Genomic DNA, 25,359 nt, shown 5'->3' with positions numbered 1-25,359 from the left:
GTATAAAACCATTTATTGAGGTGAATCAATGAAAAAATCAGCAGTGAAAATTACGGGCATTGGTACGTATGTACCTGAGAACCGATTGACTAACGAAGATTTGGAAGCATTAGTGGAAACAGATCATGAGTGGATTATTCAGCGAACTGGTATGAAAGAGCGTCGAATTGCAAGAAGCGATGAATATACATCCACATTAGCGATAAAAGCAATTGAAAATTTATTAGATAGATATGATGTAAACATTGAAGATGTAGATTGCATCATCGTAGCGACTACAACACCTGATTATTCCTTACCAAGCGTCGCAAGTCAAATTCAAGCACATTTTCAAATCAGCGAAACAGCGTCCTTTGATTTAAGTGCTGCGTGTGCTGGATTTACGTACGGACTTCATGTTGCAAATGGATTAATTACATCTGGAATACATAAAAAAGTAATCGTAGTGGGTTCCGAAGTGATGTCAAAGATTACGGACTATACAGATCGAACGACATGCGTTCTTTTTGGAGATGGAGCCGGTGCGATGATGCTTGAATATAATGAGCAAGACGCACACTTATTAGCCACGCACTATGGTACGGATGGAACGGGTGGGCAGCACTTATATCGTTCGAATTTATCTACGCATATTGGAGAAAAAGAGATTAATAGGTCAGGTTATCTTGTACAAAATGGCCGTGAAGTATATAAATTTGCAGCTCGTACCGTACCAAAAGGGGTGAAGAAACTGCTTGAAAAAGCAGGCTATCAACCAGGAGATGTTAATTGGTTTGTACCTCACAGCGCGAACTTACGCATGATTGAAACGATTAGTGCCAAACTGGGATTTTCAATGGACCAAACGTTAACTAGCGTACAGTATTGCGGAAACACATCATCGGCATCCATTCCTCTTGCTTTTGATTTAGGCATACAGGAAAAGAAGGTGAAGCAGGGAGATGTTGTTGCACTGTATGGCTTTGGTGGTGGCCTTACGCACTGCGGTGTATTGCTTACTTGGAATTGTATTGAAAAAAACTAGAGGTGAAAATCCTCTAGTTTTTTTATTGCCATTTTTCTTCTATAATCAAAATTATGGTAAAATATTCTTGGTGTTTTTTCTATAAAAGGTTTATCAAACCAAGCGGAATAAGGGGATGTTAATGAATCAACTTTTGTATATTGAAGATAATAAAGAAATTGCGCTACCAATTAAAACCATGTTAGAAAAACTAGGCTATCACATCATTTGGAAAGAAGACGGTGAGAGCGCGCTGTTGCATATTGAAGAAGTAGATTTGGTTATTTTAGATATTATGCTTCCAGGTTTAGACGGATTTTCAATTGGCAAGCGCTTGAAAAAACTAGCTTCAGATATTCCAATATTCATAGTATCAGCTCGAACGTCTTTAGAGGATAAAATTGAAGGTTTGGGCTTTGCTGATGATTATATTACCAAGCCATTTCATCCAGAAGAACTAGCCGCTCGGATTGAAGTATTATTACGACGATTTCAGCGACATAATCGAAATTTGTTAACAATCCATCATTTAAAGGTAAATCTTGATACGCAACAAATTGTAAATCAAGAAACAGCCCAAGAAATTTTATTAACAGGAAAACAATTTCAAATCTTTTATTACTTCTTACAACATTTAAATCAAATTTTAACCAAGGAACAAATTTATGAAGCGATTTGGAAAGAAGCGTATATAGAAGGTGATAAAACATTAATGGTTCACATTCGTTACCTTCGTGAAAAAATTGAAATCAATCCAGCTAAACCTCTTATTATTGAAACAATTAGAGGAATAGGCTATCGAGTGAAAGAGGCATGAAAAGTTATTCGTTATTGACCAAGTACGCCGTTATTATTATTCTCTCGTTAATTGTGGTGCCTGGAACATACTTTATCTTGAATTTTGTTTATCTCTTTCCTGTAGCCTTGTCAGAAGGGCTGTTAGATGAACCTTATAAAGGAAAGAGCTTTTACGAAGAAGCCGTTCATAAAGAGGCGCGTCAATTAGGTAACCAACCTGATAAGGTTATTCATGAACGTTTAAGTGTTTTCCATAAACAGTATCCAGAAGCACGTATCTTTTGGGTAGATGAGAATGGGGAGACACAGAATTCTATCCCAAAAGATATGGATATACCTAAAGCCTGGACGCCTGCCTACACGGTGGAATTTATGAAAGAAAGCTACGATTCAGACCCTTTTACCGTAGTTGCTTTTATTGGTACAGAGCAAAAAGAAGGCTTTTTAGTATTTCAAATAAATCAAGAGCTTTTAGAGTATCCGATGTTCCAGATAGATGATAAATATCGCAATCTTTATGAAGTACTTGTGCTAGCGATCATTGGCGTATTCTTTCTTCTCTCGTTATGGTTTTTCTTAAAAATCCGAAAGCGCTTAACAGCACTATCAAAGGTTATGCAAATTAAAGAGGGGAAAATCCCTAATTATGTTGATTCACCGGCTAATGATGAAATTGGAGAGCTTGAAAAAGCCTTTAATGAAATGGTGAGCGAATTAGAAAAGGCTAGAGAGAGAGAAGCAGAAGAAGCACGTATTCGACGTGAACTTATGACGAATCTATCACATGATATCCGAACGCCTTTAACAACCATTCGTGCACATGGATATAATTTAAAAGATGAAAACTTAACAAAAGATGGACAACAATCACTCAACATAATGAACGATAAGATCTCTTTTGTCAGTAGTTTAATTGAAAACTTGTTTTCTTATAATTTACTACAAAGTGGGAAGTACAGGTATCAACCAAAGGATGTTGATATTATAAAATTGCTTCGTACAGTCATTATTCAATGGTACCCTGTATTTGAAAACGAAGGGTTTGACATCCGCGTTCACTTTCCTGAACAGTCCGTTATTTGGTATATCGATTCTAATTGGCTCGAACGTATTATGGATAATTTATTTCAAAATGTAAAAAGGCACGCTCATAGCGGAAAGTTCTTTAGTATTAGTGTTGAAAGTACACAGGCAGAATCAATGATTATCATCTCCGATAAAGGTCCGGGCTTTAGAGAAAATTGTATGACCACGGAGTATGGAATTGGTCTAGGGGTTGTAGATGCAATGGTAAAAGAAATGGAGCTTGCATGGGAAATTGATACTTCTGATCAAGGTACAACTATAAAGATTATCCAAAGTAGTCATTAAAAAACAAGGCTTTGGCATAAGTAATTCAGCCCCTACTATACCTGAATAATTAAGAGTTCATAACTTTTAATTGTTCAGGCTTTTTGTTGTTGAGGAAAAAACAATTTGGAATAGGGTGGAATGGAACGAACTTGTTCAGTTAACAGAGATAGGATCAACTATTGTTCAACTTTTAGAAGCAATGATTTTGCTATATGCCAAACTCTTTTTATTGATTTACAAATCCATTGAAAAAAGTAGTGAAAAGAAGTGGAGTGTCTCGAACCCATGAAACGGTCCATTTTACACCTCACCTTCGTTTTTTAAACGAAATTTAAACAAAACAAACCGTTTGTTTAAGGTTGGCTTTCTATAATAAAAAGAGAGGTGAAGATATGAATATTATAAAAACGAGTCAGCTAGTGAAAGAGTTTAAAGGAAAAGCAGTTGTAAACAAGATTGATTTGACCGTTAGTGAAGGCGAAATTTATGGATTTTTAGGACCCAATGGTGCCGGCAAAACCACAACGATTCGAATGTTATTAGGATTAATGAAACCTACTTCAGGAAGTATTGAGCTGTTTGGGCGCAATATAAATGGCAATCACTTACACAGCTTGCGTCAAATTGGATCACTTGTCGAAAGCCCATCGTACTATGCGCACTTAACGGCTAGAGAAAATTTAGAAGTGCTTCGCATGGTTTTACAAGTCCCTAAGGCGAGAATTAATGAAGTGCTTTCAATCGTAAATTTATCAAAATACGCGGATCAACGAGTAAGTGGCTTCTCTCTGGGTATGAAGCAGCGATTAGGCATCGCGGCTTCCCTTTTAGGAAATCCTAAGCTGCTTATTTTAGATGAGCCAACAAATGGCTTAGATCCAGCAGGAATCCATGAAATTAGAGATTTAATTAAGCACCTTCCAAAAGAACACGGCGTAACGGTGTTAATTTCAAGCCATCTTTTGTATGAAATTGATCAAATAGCAACTCAGGTAGGCATTATTACGCATGGACAGATGATTTATAGCGGCAGTATTGAATCGCTACGTCAAAAAGCTAAGAAAAGGATTTGGCTCAATACAAGTGATGAAAATAAAACTAAAAGCTTGCTGTTAGCAAGTGGTTGTGTACCTACTTATGAAAATAATCGAATTTTTATCCCCTATATGGAAAATGAAAAAGTAGCTTCAGCGATAAGAAATCTTGTTCAAAACGGTATATCCATTTATCGAGTTGGTGAGCAAGAGCACTCCTTAGAGGATATTTTCTTACAGCTAACGACTGGAGGGATTCAGCATGCTACGAATATTACTGCAGGCTGAGCTGTTAAAGATAAAGAGAAAAGTACTATGGTTACTCGTTTTCTTAGGTCCGTTTGGGGTCGTGAGCCTGCAAGTAGTGAACTATGGTGTCCGAAAAGATTATTTGCTTTCACAAGAACCGGATGCTTGGAAAGGATTAATGCATGAGGTTAATATCTTTATACCAACCGTTGTTATTTTAGGCGCAACAATTTTAACAACGCAACTAGCAGCAGTCGAGTATGACAAAAGTTCGTGGAAACAACTTCTTAGTCTTCCTATAAAAAGAAATATGCTGTATGTAGCAAAGTTTTTAATTGTTTTATGTATGCTATTTATATCTTCTTGTTTATTATTCGTAGGAACCTATCTAGTTGGTTTAGGATTTGGATTTGGTCAACCTAATTCTATAAGCAAATTGATTTTAAACAGTTTTTATCCTTTTTTTGCTGTAATACCTGTAGTAGCAACTCAGCTTTGGATTGCAATTTTGTACCAAAACCAAAGCAAGGCATTATCTTTAGGAATTATGATGGGCGTGTTTATCTTGTATGCTGGCGACATGCCGTTTTGGTTTATTTGGCAGTGGCCAAGCTTAATTTTTACTGACTTTCCTCAATTGTATATGGTAATGGGAGTTATAGTAGGAACACTATTTTGCTTTTTAGGAGCTCTACATTTTCAAAGAAAGGATGTGAAGTAAATGGCGATATGGGATTTAGTAAGAGTAGAAGTTTATAAAATGTATAAATCAAAGATGACAATTCAGCTTATTATTGTAAGTCCCCTTATAGCTGTAATGATTGCGTTTCAAGGCAGTGATAAGGAATTTGTACCCAATCATCAATGGTTAACACCGCTCGTTTTAATGTGCTTTATGCATAGCTTATTTTTACTTCCGTTATTCACAGGTGTGCTAGCATCCCTAAGCTGCAAACATGAACATGATAATGGGGGGTGGCGCAGATTTTTAACACTTCCAGTTAAGAGAAGTCAAGTATACTTAAGTAAATTTATTACTATTATTCTATGTACGGCATGTATTCAGCTCCTCTTTTTTATTAGTTGGATTCTAGTAGGTAAAGTTACTGGCTATACGGATCCAATGCCTCTTTTTAAAATGACGGGAATTGTTGTGAGCGGTTGGATAGCTACGTGGCCTATAGCTGCCTTTATGCTTTTTATGGCAACAAAATTTACAAGTTTTGGAGCAGTGCTAGTAATTAATGTGATTTGTACACTTCCTAATTTGATGGTTGTAAACTCAGAGAGGTTTAATCCATGGTATCCATGGGTACAGCCTTTTCTCGGTATGATGCCCCAAGATGATGGTATTTTTCAATTTTTATTCTTTACGCCAACAACATTACTCATTACTGTTTTAGGAAGCTTTATTTTCTTTTTCCTCAGTGGATTAACCTATTTTAAACATAAAGCTATCTAAATGGTGAAAAAACCCTTCTATTATATATAGAAGGGTTAGCCTGCTTTGGGTAAAGTAAAGCCGAGACCAAATACATCCCGTACATCATGCACGACAACAAATGCTTGGTCGTCCACTTTATGAATAATTCGTTTTAGCTCTAAAAGCTCTTGTTTGTTAATCACAATATAGAGTACTTGTTTGGCTTCTTTTGTATAGCTGCCGTGAGCTGTGAAAACAGTAACGCCACGCTCCATTTTGCTATTAACTTGTTCAGCAACTTCGTTTGAACGAGTTGAAATTATCGTTACCGCTTTGCGAGGATTCAATCCTTCAATAATATAGTCAAGCACCTTCGTACCAATGTAGAGGGCGATAACGGTATACATCGTTTTCTCTCCTCCAATTACAAAGTAGGCACTTCCTACAACGGCTAAATCAATTGCAAGCATAGTTCTACTAATATTCCAATCGAAGTATTGGTTAGCCATTCGAGCAATAACCGCAGATCCACCTGAGGTCCCCCCACCTCTAAACACGAGGCCAAGACCAATTCCAACAAATAAACCAGCAAAGATGGCACCTAAAAGCGTATCGTCCAGCGGTGTTCCTGCTTCTTCAGTTAGATGTAAAAAAACTGAAGTAGCGACAATAGAAAGTACCGTATAGACAATGACGCGCTTATGTAAAAGTTTATATCCAACCAAAACAAGCAGTCCATTGATAATAAAGTTTGTTATACTTGGAGACCACTGGAACAAGTAGTAGGTAATCATAGTAATCCCAGTTACGCCGCCTTCTGCAAGTTCATTTGGAATGGCGAAATAGTTGATACCAAGAGCAAAAATTAAGCTGCCAAGTAAAATTAATATAATTTCTTTTATTCGTTTTACCATCATATACATCTTCTTTCTATTGTATTAATTTCATTCTGACGAAACTATCTCCATGACAATGTATTATATCAAGGAGACTACTGGAATGAAAGACTAGTTTTTTAAAAACGAAAGGTAAATCTTTTGACACGCTGAACTTCATATGGAAGAATGAAAAAGTTATGAAATAAATGAAGTATCCTAGGATAAATAAACATAATTTCTTCTTTACAAAAAGAACGTATGTTCGTTAATATGGATAATGAAAGGGGAGAGGAAATTGTATCAAGAAGAGCTAAAAGAATATGCAAAGCTTTTGATGCCGGAGCATGTAGAACAGATGAAAGAAATTTATCGTTCTCACTTAAAATTAGAGGCGCCACCAGTACGAACAAAAGGTAGAGAAGTTATTAGTCAAATCCTTCATACAGCGTGCGAACAACATCAGCTAGTTAATCTACACGTTTATGAAGGAAGCAGCATTCGAAAGTACAATCGCGTGACGATTGATTGTATTGATCAGCAATCAAACCGCCTGTTAGCAACGGGTCCTTATTATACATATTCTATTCGGGAAAGCTTTGTGGTTAACGCAATGCTTTGCATAGATTGAGCTACTTCAACTTTGAAGTAGCTTTTATTATATTCAGTGGCTTTGTATCTTTTTTAGAGGCTCTGCATATACTGATAAAAAAGCTTACGGCAGCACGAGAGAGTAATGAGTGTAGAAGTGTTCCGTAGCCATGTCAAGAAGAAGGGGAAAGCTATGCAAAATGAAAAAAGTCAAGTGAGAGAAATTGAGTTAACGCAGTTTATTAAAAGAAGGCTCGTTCGCTTTGCATCTAGTTTAGCTATTTCGTCAGCGCTAGCATCCATTTTATATATGTTGCTGTTTTTATTTAAATAACGAACTTCCCAATGGTTGTCCAAAAAAATGGACAACTTTTTGGTGTGGACAAATTTAAGTGGACAAACTCTATTTATCATAAAACAGTCATAAACGTTCAAAATTGACAGGTTTAGTAATTGATATGACCGTTTTATAACGTTTGGTTATAATAATCCACTTCATTATAAGTATACTGGTATAAGTATACTGAAGTCTACATATTGAAGCGCTTCCGTTAATTGTAAGTTTTAATTAAAAAACTTAAAAAAGTGAATGAATATGATTTTTTATGATTGATTTTGATTGATTTGCATGTTAAAGTAAAACCATGAAAGATAAATGAAAACGCTTTTTTGGAAAAGGAGTCACGTTATGCTAACACCTGAAAGGCATCAGCTAATGTTAAAGCTTTTAAAAGAAAAAGAGCTTGTTAAAGTGCAGGAATTTATTGAAGTGACCGGTGCCTCTGAGTCCACAATACGTCGAGACTTAAGTCAATTAGAAGAGGAGCAGCTGCTTAAACGTGTTCATGGTGGTGCTTCATTAATTCAGAAAAAGCGAATTGAACTAAGCGTCATAGAAAAAGCTGATAAAAATGTAGAAGACAAACAAAGAATTGCTGAATACGCATCTTCACTTATCCATGAAGGCGATTGCATCTTTTTAGATGCCGGAACGACAACATATGAAATGATTCCATTTTTAAAGCAAAAAGATGTAGTTGTTGTAACAAATGGACTTATGCATTTAAATTTAATGCTTGAAGAAGGTATTAATCTTTATCTAACAGGTGGTGCTGTCAAGCATAAGACTGGAGCTTTAATTGGAAACGGTGCGCTTTTAAGTTTAGAGCAGTATCGCTTTGATAAATGCTTTATGGGAGCAAACGGAATTCATCATCAATATGGATACACAACACCGGATTCTGAGGAAGCGCTCATTAAACAAACAGCGATGAAGTTATCTCAAGAGTCCTATATTCTAGCAGACTCAACAAAGTTTTTTGAAACCAGCTTTGCTAAAATAGCAGACCTACATGCAGCAACTGTTATTACAAATGAGCTACCGCAAGAGGTGCTTGTACAATATGCAAACAAAACAGACATAAAGGTTGTGAAATTATGATCTATACATGTACGTTAAACCCTTCAGTTGATTACATTGTACATGTAACAGACTTTCAAGAAGGCGAATTAAACAGAACAACAAGCGAAGTAAAGTTTCCCGGTGGAAAAGGGATTAATGTGTCTCGCGTGTTGAAACGATTAGGCGTTGAAAACAAAGCGCTTGGCTTTATCGGTGGGTTTACTGGAACTTATATCGAAGATTATTTAAAAGAGGAAGAAATTAAAACAGCTTTTACAAAGGTCAATGAAGATACTCGCATTAATGTAAAACTAAAAACAAAAGCTGAAACAGAAGTAAATGGACAAGGTCCTACGATTTCGGAAGCAGCTCTTCAGGAGCTTTTACAGCAAATCGCTCAGATGAAAGAGCAGGATATGCTCGTGTTGGCAGGGAGTATTCCGAAAACGCTTCCAAAAAATATTTATGAAACGATTGCACAACAAGCGACTGCTAAAGGTGTAAAAGTTGTGGTGGATGCAAGTGGGAAAACGCTTCTAGATGTAGTAAAGCATAACCCATTTTTTATTAAGCCAAATCACCACGAGCTTGGCGAATTATTCAACGTTGAGGTAAGCGGAGTGGAAGATGCAATTCAATACGGTCAAAAGCTAGTGGAAATGGGAGCAGAAAACGTAGGAGTTTCCATGGCTGGGGATGGAGCACTGCTGATTACAAAAGATGCGGTGTACCGAGCAACTGCACCAAAAGGAAATGTTAAGAATTCAGTTGGAGCAGGTGACTCACTCGTAGCGGGCTTTTTAGCAGCTTACACAAAAGAAAATGACTTACTTGAGGCATTCCGTACAGGTGTGGCATCAGGTAGTGCTACAGCTTTTTCACTTGAACTATGTGAAAAAAGCTATGTAGAAGAATTATTAGAACAAGTTTCAATTACAAAGATAAAGTAGGGGGAAACGAGAATGAGAATTACAGAGCTATTAAAAAAAGACACAATCATTCTTGATCTACAAAGCTCATCCAAAGCAGATGTTATTGATGAGCTAGTTGGCAAACTGGATGAAGCAGGTCGTTTAAACGATCGTGAAGGATATAAACAAGCAATTTTAAACCGTGAATCCCAAAGTACAACAGGAATTGGTGAAGGAATTGCGATTCCACACGCAAAAACAAGCTCGGTAAAGACGCCAGCGATTGCGTTTGGACGCTCAAAAGAAGGGCTTGATTACGAATCACTTGATGGTCAGCCGGCACACTTATTCTTCATGATTGCAGCGAGTGAAGGAGCAAATAATGCACACTTAGAAACGTTATCGCGCTTATCGACGTTACTAATGGATACAGATTTCCGTCAGTCATTATTAAGTGCTGCGTCGATTGATGAAGTTATCCAGTTAATTGATGATAAAGAAACTGAGAATGAACAGCCAGAAGAAGAAGTGGATACAAAGTCAGATGATGAGCTAGTTTTAGCAGTTACGGCTTGTCCAACGGGTATCGCCCACACTTATATGGCAGCAGATAGTTTAAAAGCAAAAGCAAAAGAAATGAACGTTACGATTAAAGTTGAGACAAATGGTTCCAGTGGAATTAAGAACGCGTTAACAGCTGAAGAAATCGAAAAAGCAACAGCGATTATCGTAGCAGCTGACAAACAGGTTGAAATGGCTCGTTTCGCCGGCAAAAAGGTTATTCAAGTGCCAGTAGCACAAGGGATTCGTAAACCAGAAGAGTTAATTAATCGAGCGCTTAAAGGAGATGCACCTGTTTATAGCGGTGACGGTGGTAAATCTGAGAATGATTCTTCTGGAAGCTCGGAGCGTAAAGGGTTTTATAAACACTTAATGAGCGGTGTATCTGCAATGCTTCCATTCGTAGTAGGAGGCGGGATTTTAATTGCCATCTCGTTCATGTTTGGAATTGATGCAGTTAAACCCGATGATCCAACCTATAATGCATTTGCAGCAGCATTAAATACAATTGGTGGCGGTAACGCATTTGGCTTAATGATTCCAGTCTTAGCTGGTTTCATCGCGATGAGTATTGCTGATCGTCCAGGTTTAGCACCAGGTATGGTCGGTGGTTTAATGGCCTCTACTGGTCAAGCAGGTTTTTTAGGTGGATTAATCGCAGGTTTCTTAGCGGGTTATATCGTACTTGGGCTGAAAAAGTTATTCAGTCGTTTACCACAGGCTTTAGATGGCATTAAGCCAGTTCTTTTATATCCATTATTTGGTATATTTGTTACTGGAATGATCATGCTTTACGTCATTATTGATCCGGTTAAAGCAATCAATGATGGATTAACACAGTGGTTGAGTGGGTTTGAAACGGGTAACTTAGTACTATTAGGAATTATCTTAGCTGGTATGATGGCCATTGACATGGGTGGTCCAATCAACAAAGCGGCATTTACGTTTGGTATTGCGATGATTGATGCAGGAAACTTTGGCCCTCATGCTGCAATTATGGCTGGTGGTATGGTTCCTCCATTAGGCTTAGCGTTAGCAACGACAATCTTCAAAAATAAATTTACGCAACAAGAACGTGAAGCAGGAAAAACATGTTACGCGCTGGGAGCTTCATTTATTACAGAAGGAGCTATTCCATTCGCAGCAGCAGATCCAGGTCGCGTAATTCCAGCAGCGGTTATTGGTGCAGCAGTAGCGGGTGCATTAACAATGGTATTCGGCATTGGTTTACCAGCTCCTCACGGTGGCATTTTCGTAATTGGTGTAGTAGAAGGTAACCCATTCTTATACGCACTAGCTATTATTATCGGTGCAGTTGTAACGGCTCTACTTGTTGGAGTATTGAAAAAGAAAAAAACAGTTTAAAAGCTGAAACCTCCTGCAAAAAGCAGGAGGTTTTGTTTTTCTCTTGTAGACATTTGTTCTTTTTGAGAGTACAATAGGTTTATTATCTGAAGAATTATTAGAAAAATTAGACAGAAGGCTTTTTTGTCAGACAAATTATGTTACAATAGTTGAATATTAAAAACAGGTAAGGAAGTGTCTCAAAGATGAAGGTTTCGAAATTTGGTGGGAGTTCAGTTGCAAGCGCAGAGAAATTTAAACAAGTTGCACAAATCATTCAAGCAGACAAAGAGAGAAAAATGATTGTTGTATCTGCACCAGGTAAGCGATATGCTGATGACACAAAAATGACAGATTTATTAATTGCACTCGCTGGGCAGATTCAGCTAGGTGAAGATTATGTAGAAGAGTTTGGCAAAGTCATTGATCGTTATCGAGAAATTGTGACTGAGTTAGAAATGTCTGAAGGGATTATTACAGAAATCATTGAAAACATTGACTCCCTAATTTCTTTACATAAAGATGACCCATTCCGCTTATTAGACTGTTTGAAAGCAAGCGGTGAAGATAATAATGCAAGGTTAATGGCTGCATATCTACAGCATTTAGGAGAAGAAGCTTCATATGTGAACCCTAAAGAAGCTGGTATTTTTGTATCAGATGAACCAGGTAGAGCAAGAATTTTGCAGCTTTCGTATGAAGAGTTACCGAAGTTAAAAGAGCGGGAAGGTATTTTAGTTATCCCAGGCTTCTTTGGTTATTCTGAACAAGGCAACATTGTGACATTTTCAAGAGGTGGTTCTGATATTACAGGTTCTATTGTTGCAGCGGGTGTTAAAGCAGACTTATATGAGAACTTTACAGATGTAGATGCAATTTATAGCGTAGATCCAAGGCTTGTTGAAAAACCGAGTGAAATGAAAGAAGTGACCTACCGAGAAATGCGTGAATTATCTTATGCAGGTTTTTCTGTATTTCATGACGAAGCGCTTGAACCGGTCTTTAAATCTGGAATTCCAGTATGTGTTAAGAACACAAATAATCCGAAGGCAAAAGGAACATTCATTGTTTCTAAGCGAAAAGTTGGTGACCAACCTGTCGTAGGCATTGCAGGTGATAAAGGCTTCTGCAACATTCATGTTGATAAATACTTGTTAAATCGTGAAATCGGATTTGGCAGACGCCTTTTGCAAATTTTAGAAGACGAAGGGATTTCATATGAGCATACGCCATCTGGAATCGATAACATTTCAGTCGTTATGCGTGAACATCAGCTAACGCCGGAAGTAGAAGAGCGTGTACTTGACCGCATTCAAACAGAACTAGAAGTAGATAACATTTCAATTGAAAGAAACTTGGCGCTAGTAATGGTAGTAGGAGAAGGAATGAACAGCTCTGTTGGAATTGCGGCTAAAGCTACAGAAGCATTTGCCAAAGCAGGCGTGAATTTAGAAATGATTAACCAAGGTTCTTCAGAAGTAAGCATGATGTTTGGCGTAAAGGCTGATGCACTTGAAAAAGCTGTTCAGGCATTGTACAATACTTATTTTAATAAAATGTACAGTATTTCATATTCAAGCGTAAAGTAATGTACTAATATGTGTATAATAAACGCCTCGTTGGGTATACGAAGAGTAGTCGTATATTTAAGGAGGCGTTTTTATGTTGAAAAAAGTATCTGTTCTTTCTGTATCGTTCGCTGCTTTATTAGGTTTAGCTGCATGTAACAATGATGAGGTGGAATCTCCGCCGCCAGAAGCTCCAGTTGAGGATAACGTAGATCAGCAGTCAACAAACAACGAAAATGATCAGAATATGGCGTTTAATTTCTCAAAGTTTGATTTAGATGTAGAATATAAAGGTTTAAATAATGACTATGAAGTAGAATATGAAAATGAAAAAGATGATATGGAAGCAAAGATTGACGATGAAGCAAACGATAATCACTTAAAAGGCAACGAGGCTTTTGATGAACTATCACCTCAGTTTGAAAAATTAACGTTTGACCAAAATACATCTGAAGAAGATGTTGTCAAAGAAGTATCAAAGGTATTTAATTTAAAAAATGATTATGAATCATTTGAATTAGAAATACGTTTTGCTGATGGAACTGAAAAAGAATACAATATTAACAAATAAAACAAGAGGCTGAGACATAAGTATTTCAGTCAATGATCTGTCCGAACGATTGAGAGTCAACTCTCAATCGTTCGGATTTTTTATTGACTCAAAAAACAAGTTTAAAAAAGAGTGGAATAGAGCGTAGGACATAGGAGAATTAAAGGAAAGGTTTAGATTTTTCTCCGTGGAAAGAAAGTATCTGGAGCGTGATGGAAAGGCTTTGTTTCTACAATCTATGATAAAAAAGTAATGCTTTATCTTTGACTTGAGAAGGAATCATTTTGTTATATCCTGGTCTCTTTTTGTTTTGACGTCTAAAAACCTATGAAATGTGAAAGGATGATGATATGACAGCTGAAGGAGGAATAAAGAATGAAAACAATTGTAATGAAATGCTGTGTCAGCGCAGTTTTTTTACTATTAGCAGCCTGTGGATTAGGACAAGGTCATCAACATTCCCAGGAGGAATATCAACCAGCAGCAGAAGTAAATAAGGGATCGATTGCCCCATTAACTGTAGAATTAATGAATACAAAAGGAGCAAAGGTAGGGATAGCAACGCTTACCGAAGAAAAAAATGGAGTGCGTATTAAAATTGAAGCAAAAGGGCTAACCCCAGGTAGGCATGGTTTTCATATTCACGAAATTGGTAAATGTGAAGTGCCAGATTTCAAAACGGCAGGTGGACATTTTAATCCCTATGATCGAAAGCATGGATTTAAAAACCCTAAAGGTCCTCACGGTGGTGACCTTCCTAATTTAGAAGCAGATGAGCGAGGGACAATTAAAGCAGAGACTTTCGCTTCGCTTGTAACGCTAGAAGAAGGAAAGCCTAATTCATTACTTGATGTTGACGGTTCATCGCTTGTTATTCATGCAGGTCCAGATGATTATGAAACGGATCCTGCAGGAAACTCTGGGGACCGTGTTATTTGTGGCGTTATTACCAAGTAAAATGTTTTTTAGTGAAAGTCGCGGTTATTCGCGGCTTTTTTCTTTTTGTTGATATTTTGGAGCAGACTATAAGTTGTCACATGAAAAAATGGAGCGCACAATAAGAGAAAGGAGGGTGATGAATGTGAATAGAGAAGTTGTCGTAATAGGTGGGGGAATCGGTGGGCTCACAGCAGCGGCTTTGTTAACAAAAGTAGGGTTTTCTGTTACCGTGTTGGAAGCATCAAGGGAATGGGGGGGCTGTGCAGGAAAGTTCAACCGAGGTAAGTATACGTTTCCTGTAGGCGCAACGCTCGGAATGGGTTTTGAACAAGGTGGGGTTCATGAAAGAATCTTACGTTTTCTTGGTCTTGATGTGGAAGTTCAAAAGCTCAGTACGGTTATGGATGTACATTTCCCTCACCGAACACTCACTTATTATCAGAATCGTCAAGCACATATCGCTTACTTACAGAAAGAATTTAAAGGGTATGAGAGTAACATTATGTCTTTTTATAAAGAGGTGGAGCAAATTGCATTAGAAGTGAGAAAACTCATGGCTCACTTACCTATTTTACCTCCTAAAACTTTTGCAGAATGGAGAAAGCTTGTAGCAGCGCTGGAATTTTCATCTTTACGGTTAATCCCTCACTTTCCCCAAACGTTCTCAGCGTTACTGAAGAAGCACGGCTTGCAAGGAGAAAAGGACTTTGTTCATTTTATTGATGGCCAGCTAATTGATAGCATGCAAACAACAAGCGCATCTTGCTCGTTAGTTTTAGCATGTTTAGCACTAGACATTTATCACGAAGGAGCGTTTTATGTAAAGGGAGGACTGTATCAAGTTGCAGAAGTACTTCAGATGTACATTGAAGACTATGGAGGAAAGACACTGAAAGGAAGAGAGGCAGTGCGAATAGAAAGAAAAGACAATCGGTGGATAATCCATGACCATCGTAATAATGCCTATGATGCTTTTCATGTTGTGTGCAACGTTCCCATTCAAAACTTAAGCACAATACTAGATAAAGATGTGTACATGAAACTAACCCCAAAGCTGAGAGCGAAAGCAAAGTTACCGCAGTGGTGTACATTTACGATGTATTTGGCTATCAAGGAAGAAGATTTACCGAGTAACCTTTCTTTATTTCAGCAGATCCTTCTTTCAGAGCAAGGAGTTATGACAGAGGGTGAACATATTTTTGTATCGATTTCTCACCCTAATGACGAGAGACGAGCACCACAAGGCTATCGAACGATTACGGCCTCAACTCATATCGACTTAAGCAAGTGGCAAACAAGAGAGGCGTATGATCAAAGAAAAAAAATAATGGAAAAGAAAATGATTGCGGGCATAAAAACATTAATTCCACATATTGAAAGGGCCATTCATCAAATTTCTGGTGCACCCATGGCATGGGAACGTTTCACATCAAGAGCCCACGGAGGTGTAGGCGGATTTCCTCAAACGCTAGAGCATGCTTTGTTTAACAGCCTTTCTCACCGCTCAGGTATTAACGGTTTATGGCTCTGTGGAGATACGATTTTCCCTGGTGCAGGAACGATTGGAGCATCTGTAAGTGGGTATCATGTATTTCAAAGCATCACTGAACATAAATATACTATATAACATGTGTGTGTTAAAAAATGGGAGGTGTGTGCTTTGCGAGCAGAGGTTAACGCCTTGTTATTTATGGACCCAGGTATTGACGATTCCGTGGCGCTTATGTATGCTCTTTTACATCCTAATATTAATGTAGTAGGAGTTGTGAGCGGATATGGAAATGTATCAAAAGAAGATGCAATTTTAAATACTTCTTATATTTTAACATTAGCAAACCGTAAAGATATTCCAATTATTGAAGGAGCTAAAGGGCCAATTACTGGTGAAATCTCTGTATTTTATCCCGAGATACATGGAGAAACGTTAGGACCAATTAATGTTTCTTCATCCTATGCGTTACCAGTGGAACCATTTAGTAAATCATTTGAATTAATTGAAGCATATAAAGGAAATATTACGGTTGTTGCTACGGGGCGCTTAACAGAATTAGCTATGTTATTTGTACTTCATGGGGATGTATTAAATGAGTATGTAAGTGAATTTTTGATAATGGGTGGGGCCTTTATGGTGCCAGGAAATGTTACACCTGTTGCAGAAGCTAACTTTCATGGTGACCCTATCGCGGCTAATGTAGTGATGGAACGAGCAGAAAAAGTTCGGGTATATCCATTAAATGTTACACATAAGGTGATTGTTAAACCCGAAACCATTCAAAAAATATCATCAACCAGTCAAAATCCATTTCAAGCTCTAGTCATACCAATTTATACTTATTATTTTGAAGCCTATAAAAAGCAATGGCCTGGTATACAAGGGACGCCTATACATGACATCGTCCCGTTAATGGCTTTAGTTAACGAGAAGCTGATTCAATATGTTCAACGTAAAGTAAGTATAGAGTTAAGTGGAGAAGCAAAAGGAGAAAGCATCGCAGATTTCCGTCCCAGAACATTAGTGGAAGAGCAAAAAGAGCCATCGTATATAGCATGGAATATTAATGAACAGGAATTCTTGAAAGAGCTTACAACAATTCTAGTTAGGCCTGTAATATAAGTAAAGTCCCCATGGTTATGGGGACTTTACTTGTTATGATAAAAAGAGCTTCCACCACTTTCGCTTTCTTTTCATATCAGCAGCAGCCGTTTGACGAAATGTTTGAACAAAATCATTGAACATTTCCTCTCGTTCAGAAACATTTTGACGATGAAGCTTTCGTTCTTTTTCCATTTCTTTTAAATAGTAAACTCGTTCTTCGTTCATGGAATCAATTAAATCTCGCAGCTCTTCTGTCGTATGACTAGAAGAATTAGAGAGTTTTTCGACCATAAATTTAACTTGATTCATTGCCACGGTAGAGTTGCTAGAAAAGCGGTCAAGCAAATATTGCATCTCTTTTGATGACTCATCGGCGTTTGTTACAATATCTTTCATGTATAGTTTCATTTCTTCAGCGCTCTGCTCCGCGGTATGCGATTGTTCATCCATAATAGATGAGATTTCATCCAGTGCTTTTTCGTTGGCACGAATGATTTTTTTAGACATATTCTCGACTTCTTTAGCGTTACGCTCTGAAGACTCAGAGATAACGGCTCCTACAGTTTCAACCATTTCGTACGTTTGATTAGCGCTCTTTTCAAGCTCTTTTTTTACTTCACCAACAATTTCTTCACGCACTTCATTACGCATTCCTTCCCGCATTTCTTTTAATAAATCATCTTTAAATGAATTCAGTACTTCAAAAACATCCTCATAACGTCGAACAGCTTCTACAAGCTCACCTTGCAGCATCTCTCTTTCGTGAACGATGACATCATGAGCAGATGGTTTTTCTGGTTCGATAGCAGACTCCTCAGTTTGCTCATTCACAAACTCCTCCATAGATGATACTATTTTTTCTTCACTTAATGGCTGTTCAATAGAAGGAATGGTTTGTTCGGTGGTAATCTTTGCATCGTGTGTCTCAATTTCTTCTGTATTTGCAGGTGCAAATTCATCAACTTGTGTCGGAGCAGCTTCTTCATAGACTACCTTCGTTTCTTGACTCACAAGCTGTACGTATTCTTTTACTTCATCTAAGGTACAGTTTTCAGCAAACAGCTGGTTAATATCACTGAGTAACTCAATCTTTTCTTCCGTATATACACGCGCCCCGTCTATTCGATCAATATATAAATAGCCTTTTAAGGAATTTTCCCACCCTTTTAATGTGCGGCGGTCTATATTTAGGCGGTCACATACAGCTTTAATTGTATAAATCTCAGTCATTTTTTTTCCTCCTCTAATTCTTTCCTAATAATAAAAGTATGTACTAGCTTGATTTTCGTTGTATGTTGTATTCACCATATCTAACTAATTTTTCCTGCTAGGTGACAAAGGTTGTCAAAACTAGACGACATTAGCCTTTTATGTAAACAAAAAGAGAAATTTGTAAAACGCTCGTATGTATAAAAAGTTGACAACATAAACTAAGTTCGGTAAGATATGTTCAAATGTTTAAGTTTTTAAACATACAAACAGAAAGGGTGTTTTAAATGAAAAAAGGATATGCTTTAATTACAGGTGCATCAGGTGGAATTGGAAAACAGTTGGCATATCATTTTGCAAAAGATGGCTACTCACTTGTCTTAGTAGCACGCAGTAAACAAAAGCTTGAAGAGCTAAAGAGAGAGCTTGAAGATAACTATTCAATTTCGGTTTTAATTAGTATAAAAGATCTTTCTAAACAAGAAGAAGCGTTAAAACTTTACGATGAGATAAAGCAACAGCGAATTACAGTTGAGTTTCTAGTCAACAATGCTGGCTTTGGTTTATATGGTACATTTATCGAGACATCTTGGTCTGAAGAAGCAGATATGATTGACTTAAATATAAAAATGCTTACCTATTTAACAAAATTATTTTTACCGGAAATGGTGGAGCGGAATGAAGGGCGAATCCTTAACATTGCATCAGTAGCTGCATTTTTACCTGGACCATTGATGGCGGTTTATTATGCAACAAAGGCTTACGTTTTATCGTTTACTGAAGCGTTGGAAAATGAGTTGAAAGATACTAACGTAACCATTAGTGCACTGTGTCCGGGTCCTACTAAGACAGGATTTAGTGACCGAGCTAATTTAAGTAGCTCAAAATTATTTGAATCAGGAGCTCTACGTGTGGAAGACGTAGCGAAAACAGGTTATGAACAATTTATGAAAGGGAAAACAGTGATTATACCTGGAGCGAAGTTTAAAGTAGCAACTATGCTACCGAGGTTTTTGCCACGTAAATTGATTACAAAAGTTGTAAGAAGCATGCAAGAAGTTAAGTAGGAGAGGAAAGAAGTTATGAGTACACGCGCAATGGAATTATTTCGATCAAGTATCCCTGTCTTTCAAGCATTAAGCGATTCAGCAAGGCAGGACATCATTTTATTACTAGCAGAAAAAGAGCCACTAACGGTCAATGAAATTGCAAACGAGTCAACACTATCTCGGCCGGCAGTATCTCATCATTTAAAGATATTGCGTGATCAAAAGCTTGTAAGCATTGAACAAAAAGGAACACAGCGGTATTATTCACTTGCATTAGAAGATGCGGTCGAGCTGTTAAAAGATTTAATTTCAACGGTGGAAACTGAATGTTTATAATTAAAGAGGTGAAAAAATGAAGCATAGTGAGTATTACGTTACAGATGAGATGGTTATCAGTAATATTGTAGAGAAACAAAAGCGCTATTTTTACGAGCAGAAAACCAAATCCAAAGCAGTTCGAATACAGGCTCTAAAAGACTTACAATCCATGATTAAATCCAATGAAGAAGCGATTATGGACGCTTTGAAAAAAGATTTAAACAAATCGGAAGTAGAAGCATACACTTCTGAAATCGGCATTTTGTTAGAAGAAATTCGCTTTACGTTAAAGCATTTAGATGGGTGGATGAAACCTAAAAAAGCAAAGACGACGCTGACTCATATTGGTTCAAAAGGTTATATTATTCCAGAACCTTACGGAGTTTCGCTTATTATTGCACCATGGAATTACCCGTTTCAGCTAGCTATTTCACCGCTAATTGGTGCTATCGCAGCAGGTAATACGGCAATTATCAAGCCGTCGGAACTGACGCCTAACGTTTCAAGGATAATGGAGGAGCTTATTGCTAAAACGTTTGATCCTTCGTTTGTTACAGTTATAGAAGGAGCGGTGGAAACGACTCAAATTTTATTGAAGCAAACGCTAGATTATATTTTCTTTACAGGAAGTGTCAATGTTGGAAAAGTTATTATGCAAGAAGCAGGAAAGCAGCTCATCCCAGTCACATTAGAGTTAGGAGGCAAGAGTCCTTGTATTGTGCATAAGGATGCAAATATTGAACTTGCGGCCAAGCGCATCATGTTTGGTAAAAGTATGAATGCTGGTCAAACGTGCGTTGCTCCAGACTATCTGTTAGTTCATAAAGATGTAAAGGTTCAGCTTATTGCTGAGCTTCAAAAAGCCGTAACGCAGTTTTATGGTGAAGATGCACTCACGAGCGGGCGCTATGGCAGAATTGTTAGTGAGAGACATTTCGATCGTTTAATTGAGTTTTTACAAGATGGAAAACCTGTAATTGGCGGTACTTATAATGAAGAAACGCTACAGATTGCTCCAACTGTCTTAGATGAAGTAAAATGGGATTCAAGCGTGATGCAAGAAGAAATCTTCGGGCCGATTTTACCCCTTATTGAATACGAAAGTGTAGATGAGGTTGTAAGTGCAGTTCATCAAAAAGCAAAGCCGTTAGCTCTATATTTGTTTTCAGAAAGTGAAGACGTTCAGCAGCAAATTATCAATACAACTTCATTTGGTGGTGGATGCATTAACGATACAATTATGCACTTAGCAACCCCACACCTTCCGTTTGGAGGAGTGGGAGAAAGTGGAATTGGTCAATATCACGGTGAAGCTAGTTTTAAAACGTTTTCTCACTTTAAAAGTGTTCTGAAACAAACGACAAAGTTTGATTTTGCTTTTAAATATCCGTCTGACAATCAAAGTTTAAAAACGATTAAAAAATTCTTAAAATAACGTTAAATGAGAGGGCTTCTCTTTATAAGAAGCCCTGTTTGTTATGAGTGCACAGTGGTTTGAGAGAGGGGCCATTGCTCTTGTTTATAGGCCATGTCCCAAAATAAATACTCAAGTTCACAGCTTTTTATAAAGTGTTCTTTCATGCGTTGACGTTCCTCAACAGAAGCTTTTTCTGCTAGATTATCCAATTTTTCACAAAACCACTTTGTCGTTTCTTTCATTTCTCCGTTAGTATAAAAGGAAATCCATTCGTAAAAAGGATGATCTGGTGTTATGTTTCTTTCGTTTGCAATACGTTCCCCAATTTCAACGTACGTCCATGGACAAGGTAATAAAACAGCAATAATTTCACCTAGTGTTCCTGTATGTGCCACTGTCATCATGTGACTGATATAGTGGTTGGCTGTTGGTGCTAATGGTTGATGCTTCATGTCTTCATATCGAATGCCAGCTACTTCACAAAAATTATTATGGGGATGGACTTCACTATGTAAAACAATTGAAATACCGTTGTTAAACACTTCCATTTCATCGCGGGTACTACATTTTGTTAACGCCGCACCATATATACGAACAAAAGCAGTTAAATACTCATAGTCCTGTGCTACATAGTGAATTAAAGCTTCTTTTGGAACTTTTCCCTCCTTAATACCTACAACAAAGGGATGTTGAAAAATGGCATCGTAAATGTAAGATGCTTCCTTGCGTAATTGAGCTGAAAATGACAATTGTTATTCCTCCCTAATTGAATCCACAAGAAGAGCACGTATAAATAGGGACAAAAACAAAAAAACACCCCATTATCTATGGAGTGGTAAAGGCAATTGTGGATGTATGACACAACAACGCCGTACCACTTCCCTACGCTGGTATAAACCAGATCAGGTTCAAAGGGATCAAGATTCCTTGTCTCAGCCAAAAGGCACCCCTAGTGGATTCTTTCATGTGTTCCTATTTAATCTAACATAAAAAAAAGAATTATACAAAAGTTTAGAAAGAATGATTCAAAAGTAACAAAGTATAGTGATCTGAATATTTATATTGTTTAAAAAATAACCGAGATAAATTACCTATGAAACTAGTAACTATACGCTTGAAGTAGTTGATGAAAAAATAAGAAAATTGTCACGAATCCTGTCGAAATGTGCAAAGGCTGCACTATCATGCTATAATAATCGTAAGCTCGTTACGTTTAAACAAGCTCAATTAAAGAATTAAGCTACAAATTAAAAAGGTGTTTAGCTGAAGCTAAATGGCCTTTTCAGTTTGCTTAGTTTAATATAAATTAGTCCTGTCAATTTAGTAGGAATTATATTTTTTAAGGAGGTTGTTTAATGAATTTATCAGCATGGGATTTATTTGTGGATGTTGGTTTCATCTCACTTCTATTAGTGGCTGGTACCATTATTCGAGCAAAGGTCAGGTGGGTACAAAATTTATTTTTACCTGCGAGTATTATTGCAGGAATTTTGGGCTTAGCATTAGGGCCAAACGGTATTGGTCTCATTCCATTCACTAATCAAATTGGAACGTATCCAGGTATCTTAATTGCGGTCATCTTTGGTGCGATTCCAATTGCAACTCAAAGTGTAAAGTTTAAAGAAATAGCTGGCCGCGTAGGTAGTATGTGGTCATATTCTCAAATGATTATGCTAGCGATGTGGGGAGTCGGTTTACTATTTTCATTGCTACTATTAAATAACGTTTGGGGAGATTTAAACTTAGGGTTTGGTTTGTTATTAGCAGCAGGATTTATTGGTGGGCATGGAACAGCGGCTGCTGTGGGAGACGCATTTGCAAAGCAAGGATGGGAAGAAGGATTATCGTTAGCGATGACATCAGCAACAATTGGTGTTATTTGCTCAATTGTAGTAGGACTAGCGTTTATTAAATATTATTCAAAAAAAGGTGAAACAAATTACCTTGCAAGATTTGAAGATTTACCACGAGAACTACGCACAGGATTAATCCCTCCCGAAAAGCGCACTTCTACAAAAATGGATACGGTATCATCGATTGCTGTTGATCCACTTGTCTTACATGTAGCGTTAGTGACAATTATCGCATTGGGTGGTTATTACTTAAGTGAGTTAGGTCAAACGTTGTTGCCTTCAGTAACAATACCAGCTTTCTCCTTAGCATTTCTTGTAGGGCTAGCTATTAAAGGTATTATGAAGAAAACGAACAGCGATCAGTATATTAATGCAGACGTAATGAATCGAATTAGCGGAAGCGCAACAGACTTTTTAGTAGCGTTTGGTATCGCTTCTATTAGTTTATCAGCAGTAGCGAGCTACATCGTACCTTTTGCACTGTTGTTAGTGTTTGGCCTAGTGTTTGCATGGTTTGTATTCCGAATTCTTTCTGGTAAGTTCTTTGGTCCAATTTGGTTTGAACGAGGAATTTTTACTTGGGGTTGGATTACAGGAACAACAGCAATGGGAATTGCATTATTGCGTATCGCGGACCCAGAAAGCAAAAGTAAAACACTTGATGATTATGCATTGGCGTATATACCGATTGCGCCGGTAGAGATTCTTCTTATTACATTTGCTCCGTTAATGATCGCAACGAACCAGCATTGGTTGTTTGTACTTATTACACTTGGAGCGAGCATCGCTATTTATTTATTTGCAATGTCAAGAGGCTGGGTGAAAAACGAAAAGAAATCATCGAGTCAATCAAGAAGTATAGAAGCAAACTCAAAATAAAAACTCAGCCTTAGGCTGAGTTTTTATTTTTTTTAGGAGTCAAAAGGCCTATTCTAAGAAATTTTGTGAACGAGTGCATAAATTTAGTTCAGACGAGGTATTAATGAAGAGAAGCTACTATTTGATCTTTTTAGCTAGGACGACTATATTCACATCTACAGGAAAGGAGAAATAGTATGGCGAATTTTCGTTTTTATAGCATCTTAAATGCGATTGGTCTCGTTCTCGTGTTAATCGTAAACTATTTAGCAAACGCGTTACCGATAGGTGGGCAAAATACAGGTGAGGTGTCTGATAGTGTGCCAACGCTATTTACACCAGCGGGTTATGCATTTGCAATATGGGGGCTCATCTATACGCTTTTGGTCATCTGGGTTATTCGTCAATTTATTGCAAGAGAAGATCAAAAAGAAATTTATGCGAAAATTGGTATTTGGTTCTTTATTAGTTGTTTACTAAACAGTGCTTGGATCTTTATCTTCCAATATCGTTATTTCACTCTTGCCTTACTCGTAATTGTTCTATTCTTAGTAACGCTGATGATTATTTACTCCATTATTCAAAATTCAAGAATGACAACGTGGTTCATGAGGCTGCCAATTTCTATTTATATTGGGTGGGTCTCCGTAGCAACAATTGTTAATGTCTTTGTTGTATTCCAAGCTAATGGAATTGAAACGTTATTTGGTTTAAGTGAAGAGACGTGGGCCATCATTATGCTTATAGTGGGAGGAATATTAGGTATTCTGTTTACAAGAAAAAACAGAGACATTGCATATTCACTCGTGTTTGTATGGGCTTTTATTGCAATTTCTGTTAAGCAAAGTGCATATTCAGGAATTGTAACAACAGTTTGGATTGTAGTTGTGATATTGGTCCTTAATATCCTTGTTCAACTCATTCGTAATTATCGAAAGTGAAGAAATCCTAGCGATGGCTAGGGTTTCTTTTTTTCGTTGCGCTCCTCTAATAAGGAAGAGGTAAAACCAATTAAGCAAATCAATATGCCAAAAGGGACAACAATGGGAATAAAAGATAAAATAAAGGTCATTCTGTACCCTCCTTTACACAGGATTGATTATATCTATAAGTATGTAGAGAAGAAAAAAATAGTCTAGGATGTTTAAATACGTGCATTCAAGGCTATAGGATAAGTGATAAAGTAGAAGAGGAGCGGAAAAAATGACCTATTTAGTAGCGTATACGAATAAAGAAAACATGGAATATAGTCAAATTACATGCCGAAATCAGGCGGAAGCGGAGCAAGAAGCCCTTAGGTTAGAAAAGGAGGGACATTTGCATATTGAAATTATTTCGAATCAAGAAGCATATGACGGTGACGAATCTTCTTTTCGTGAATAGTTAGAACTGAAAAATTATTGTAAGAAAATGAAATAAGCAATGTTTTTCTTGAAAAAGTGCAATAGAGAATGATTT

At 37.3% G+C, this 25,359-nt stretch carries 25 protein-coding genes and 1 riboswitch; of the genes, 22 read left to right on the top strand and 3 right to left on the bottom strand.

All coding sequences use genetic code 11. From position 1 onward, the window contains the following. Positions 1-28: 28 nt before the first annotated feature. The 6 genes from EPL02_RS01540 (at position 29) to EPL02_RS01515 (ending at position 5,899) form a co-directional block, all read left to right on the top strand. Positions 29-1,024, top strand: a complete 996-nt coding sequence (locus EPL02_RS01540; RefSeq protein WP_094909831.1) for a ketoacyl-ACP synthase III — start codon at positions 29-31, stop codon at positions 1,022-1,024. A gap of 121 nt (positions 1,025-1,145) precedes the next feature. Further along, positions 1,146-1,820 (top strand): response regulator transcription factor, encoded by a 675-nt coding sequence (locus EPL02_RS01535; RefSeq protein WP_094909832.1) that lies wholly within the window; start codon positions 1,146-1,148, stop codon positions 1,818-1,820. Further along, on the top strand, positions 1,817-3,172 hold the full coding sequence (locus EPL02_RS01530) for a HAMP domain-containing sensor histidine kinase (RefSeq protein ID WP_131886852.1): 1,356 nt from the start codon (positions 1,817-1,819) through the stop codon (positions 3,170-3,172). Before EPL02_RS01535 ends, EPL02_RS01530 begins: the two co-directional genes overlap by 4 nt. A 374-nt stretch (positions 3,173-3,546) precedes the next feature. After that, positions 3,547-4,476: an ABC transporter ATP-binding protein gene (locus tag EPL02_RS01525; protein ID WP_094909835.1), complete on the top strand. Its 930-nt coding sequence runs from the start codon at positions 3,547-3,549 to the stop codon at positions 4,474-4,476. Further along, a complete protein-coding gene (locus tag EPL02_RS01520; protein WP_094909836.1) occupies positions 4,451-5,158 on the top strand; it encodes an ABC transporter permease in 708 nt (235 codons plus the stop codon). Before EPL02_RS01525 ends, EPL02_RS01520 begins: the two co-directional genes overlap by 26 nt. Next, positions 5,159-5,899 (top strand): ABC transporter permease, encoded by a 741-nt coding sequence (locus tag EPL02_RS01515; protein ID WP_094909837.1) that lies wholly within the window; start codon positions 5,159-5,161, stop codon positions 5,897-5,899. 35 nt (positions 5,900-5,934) lie between these two features. Here EPL02_RS01515 and EPL02_RS01510 read toward each other — a convergent pair whose 3' ends face one another. Then, entirely contained in the window at positions 5,935-6,774 is an 840-nt protein-coding gene (locus EPL02_RS01510) for a YitT family protein (RefSeq protein ID WP_094909838.1), read from the bottom strand. 259 nt (positions 6,775-7,033) lie between these two features. On the opposite strand from EPL02_RS01510, the gene EPL02_RS01505 reads away from it, so the two are divergent. The 10 genes from EPL02_RS01505 (at position 7,034) to EPL02_RS01465 (ending at position 17,215) form a co-directional block, all read left to right on the top strand. Next, positions 7,034-7,366: a YolD-like family protein gene (locus tag EPL02_RS01505; RefSeq protein WP_165932491.1), complete on the top strand. Its 333-nt coding sequence runs from the start codon at positions 7,034-7,036 to the stop codon at positions 7,364-7,366. Positions 7,367-7,519: 153 nt separating this feature from the next. Continuing rightward, entirely contained in the window at positions 7,520-7,660 is a 141-nt protein-coding gene (locus tag EPL02_RS20725; RefSeq protein WP_165932490.1) for a hypothetical protein, read from the top strand. A gap of 354 nt (positions 7,661-8,014) precedes the next feature. After that, a complete protein-coding gene (locus EPL02_RS01500; RefSeq protein ID WP_131886851.1) occupies positions 8,015-8,767 on the top strand; it encodes a DeoR/GlpR family DNA-binding transcription regulator in 753 nt (250 codons plus the stop codon). Beyond that, the gene (pfkB, locus tag EPL02_RS01495) at positions 8,764-9,678 is read left to right on the top strand and encodes a 1-phosphofructokinase (protein ID WP_094909840.1); all 915 of its coding nucleotides are present in this window, start codon (positions 8,764-8,766) and stop codon (positions 9,676-9,678) included. The genes EPL02_RS01500 and pfkB overlap by 4 nt, the downstream gene beginning before the upstream one ends. Before the next feature lie 12 nt (positions 9,679-9,690). Continuing rightward, entirely contained in the window at positions 9,691-11,565 is a 1,875-nt protein-coding gene (locus EPL02_RS01490) for a PTS fructose transporter subunit IIABC (RefSeq protein ID WP_094909841.1), read from the top strand. Positions 11,566-11,750: 185 nt separating this feature from the next. Continuing rightward, positions 11,751-13,133 carry an aspartate kinase gene (locus EPL02_RS01485; protein ID WP_094909842.1) on the top strand — a complete coding sequence of 461 codons (1,383 nt, stop codon included), beginning with the start codon at positions 11,751-11,753 and terminating at the stop codon, positions 13,131-13,133. Between the two features lie 73 nt (positions 13,134-13,206). Beyond that, positions 13,207-13,683 (top strand): YusW family protein, encoded by a 477-nt coding sequence (locus EPL02_RS01480; protein WP_131886850.1) that lies wholly within the window; start codon positions 13,207-13,209, stop codon positions 13,681-13,683. Positions 13,684-14,037: 354 nt separating this feature from the next. Next, on the top strand, positions 14,038-14,619 hold the full coding sequence (locus EPL02_RS01475) for a superoxide dismutase family protein (protein ID WP_094909844.1): 582 nt from the start codon (positions 14,038-14,040) through the stop codon (positions 14,617-14,619). 118 nt (positions 14,620-14,737) lie between these two features. Continuing rightward, complete coding sequence (locus EPL02_RS01470; protein WP_286175157.1) at positions 14,738-16,228, top strand: FAD-dependent oxidoreductase; 1,491 nt, start codon at positions 14,738-14,740, stop codon at positions 16,226-16,228. Positions 16,229-16,252: 24 nt separating this feature from the next. After that, positions 16,253-17,215 carry a nucleoside hydrolase gene (locus tag EPL02_RS01465; RefSeq protein WP_397428354.1) on the top strand — a complete coding sequence of 321 codons (963 nt, stop codon included), beginning with the start codon at positions 16,253-16,255 and terminating at the stop codon, positions 17,213-17,215. Positions 17,216-17,248: 33 nt separating this feature from the next. Here the strand turns inward: EPL02_RS01465 and EPL02_RS01460 are convergent, their stop codons facing one another. Beyond that, positions 17,249-18,427 carry a MerR family transcriptional regulator gene (locus tag EPL02_RS01460; RefSeq protein ID WP_094909846.1) on the bottom strand — a complete coding sequence of 393 codons (1,179 nt, stop codon included), beginning with the start codon at positions 18,425-18,427 and terminating at the stop codon, positions 17,249-17,251. Between the two features lie 266 nt (positions 18,428-18,693). On the opposite strand from EPL02_RS01460, the gene EPL02_RS01455 reads away from it, so the two are divergent. The 3 genes from EPL02_RS01455 to EPL02_RS01445 are packed head-to-tail and all read left to right on the top strand — an operon-like array spanning position 18,694 to position 21,208. Next, on the top strand, positions 18,694-19,473 hold the full coding sequence (locus EPL02_RS01455) for an SDR family NAD(P)-dependent oxidoreductase (protein WP_094909847.1): 780 nt from the start codon (positions 18,694-18,696) through the stop codon (positions 19,471-19,473). A 15-nt stretch (positions 19,474-19,488) separates the two neighbouring features. After that, entirely contained in the window at positions 19,489-19,791 is a 303-nt protein-coding gene (locus EPL02_RS01450; protein ID WP_094909848.1) for an ArsR/SmtB family transcription factor, read from the top strand. A 49-nt stretch (positions 19,792-19,840) separates the two neighbouring features. Continuing rightward, entirely contained in the window at positions 19,841-21,208 is a 1,368-nt protein-coding gene (locus EPL02_RS01445) for an aldehyde dehydrogenase (RefSeq protein WP_165932512.1), read from the top strand. Between the two features lie 41 nt (positions 21,209-21,249). Here the strand turns inward: EPL02_RS01445 and tenA are convergent, their stop codons facing one another. Continuing rightward, complete coding sequence (tenA, locus tag EPL02_RS01440) at positions 21,250-21,939, bottom strand: thiaminase II (RefSeq protein ID WP_094909850.1); 690 nt, start codon at positions 21,937-21,939, stop codon at positions 21,250-21,252. Positions 21,940-22,052: 113 nt separating this feature from the next. Beyond that, positions 22,053-22,151, bottom strand: a riboswitch (TPP riboswitch). A 394-nt stretch (positions 22,152-22,545) separates the two neighbouring features. Between tenA and EPL02_RS01435 the strand changes: the two genes are divergently transcribed. The 3 genes from EPL02_RS01435 to EPL02_RS01425 all read left to right on the top strand — a co-directional run bounded on the left by EPL02_RS01435 (position 22,546) and on the right by EPL02_RS01425 (position 25,284). After that, positions 22,546-23,922: a sodium/glutamate symporter gene (locus tag EPL02_RS01435; RefSeq protein ID WP_131886848.1), complete on the top strand. Its 1,377-nt coding sequence runs from the start codon at positions 22,546-22,548 to the stop codon at positions 23,920-23,922. A gap of 176 nt (positions 23,923-24,098) precedes the next feature. Beyond that, entirely contained in the window at positions 24,099-24,842 is a 744-nt protein-coding gene (locus tag EPL02_RS01430) for a TspO/MBR family protein (protein ID WP_094909852.1), read from the top strand. 262 nt (positions 24,843-25,104) lie between these two features. Further along, positions 25,105-25,284 (top strand): hypothetical protein, encoded by a 180-nt coding sequence (locus tag EPL02_RS01425; protein ID WP_094909853.1) that lies wholly within the window; start codon positions 25,105-25,107, stop codon positions 25,282-25,284. Positions 25,285-25,359: the final 75 nt, after the last annotated feature.

Origin of the sequence: Bacillus sp. CBEL-1, assembly GCF_004348885.1 — a bacterium.
Taxonomy (GTDB): domain Bacteria; phylum Bacillota; class Bacilli; order Bacillales; family Bacillaceae_H; genus Priestia; species Priestia aryabhattai_A.
The sequence above is the reverse complement of the archived record's forward strand: the minus strand, read 5'-3'. Positions and strand labels throughout refer to the sequence as shown.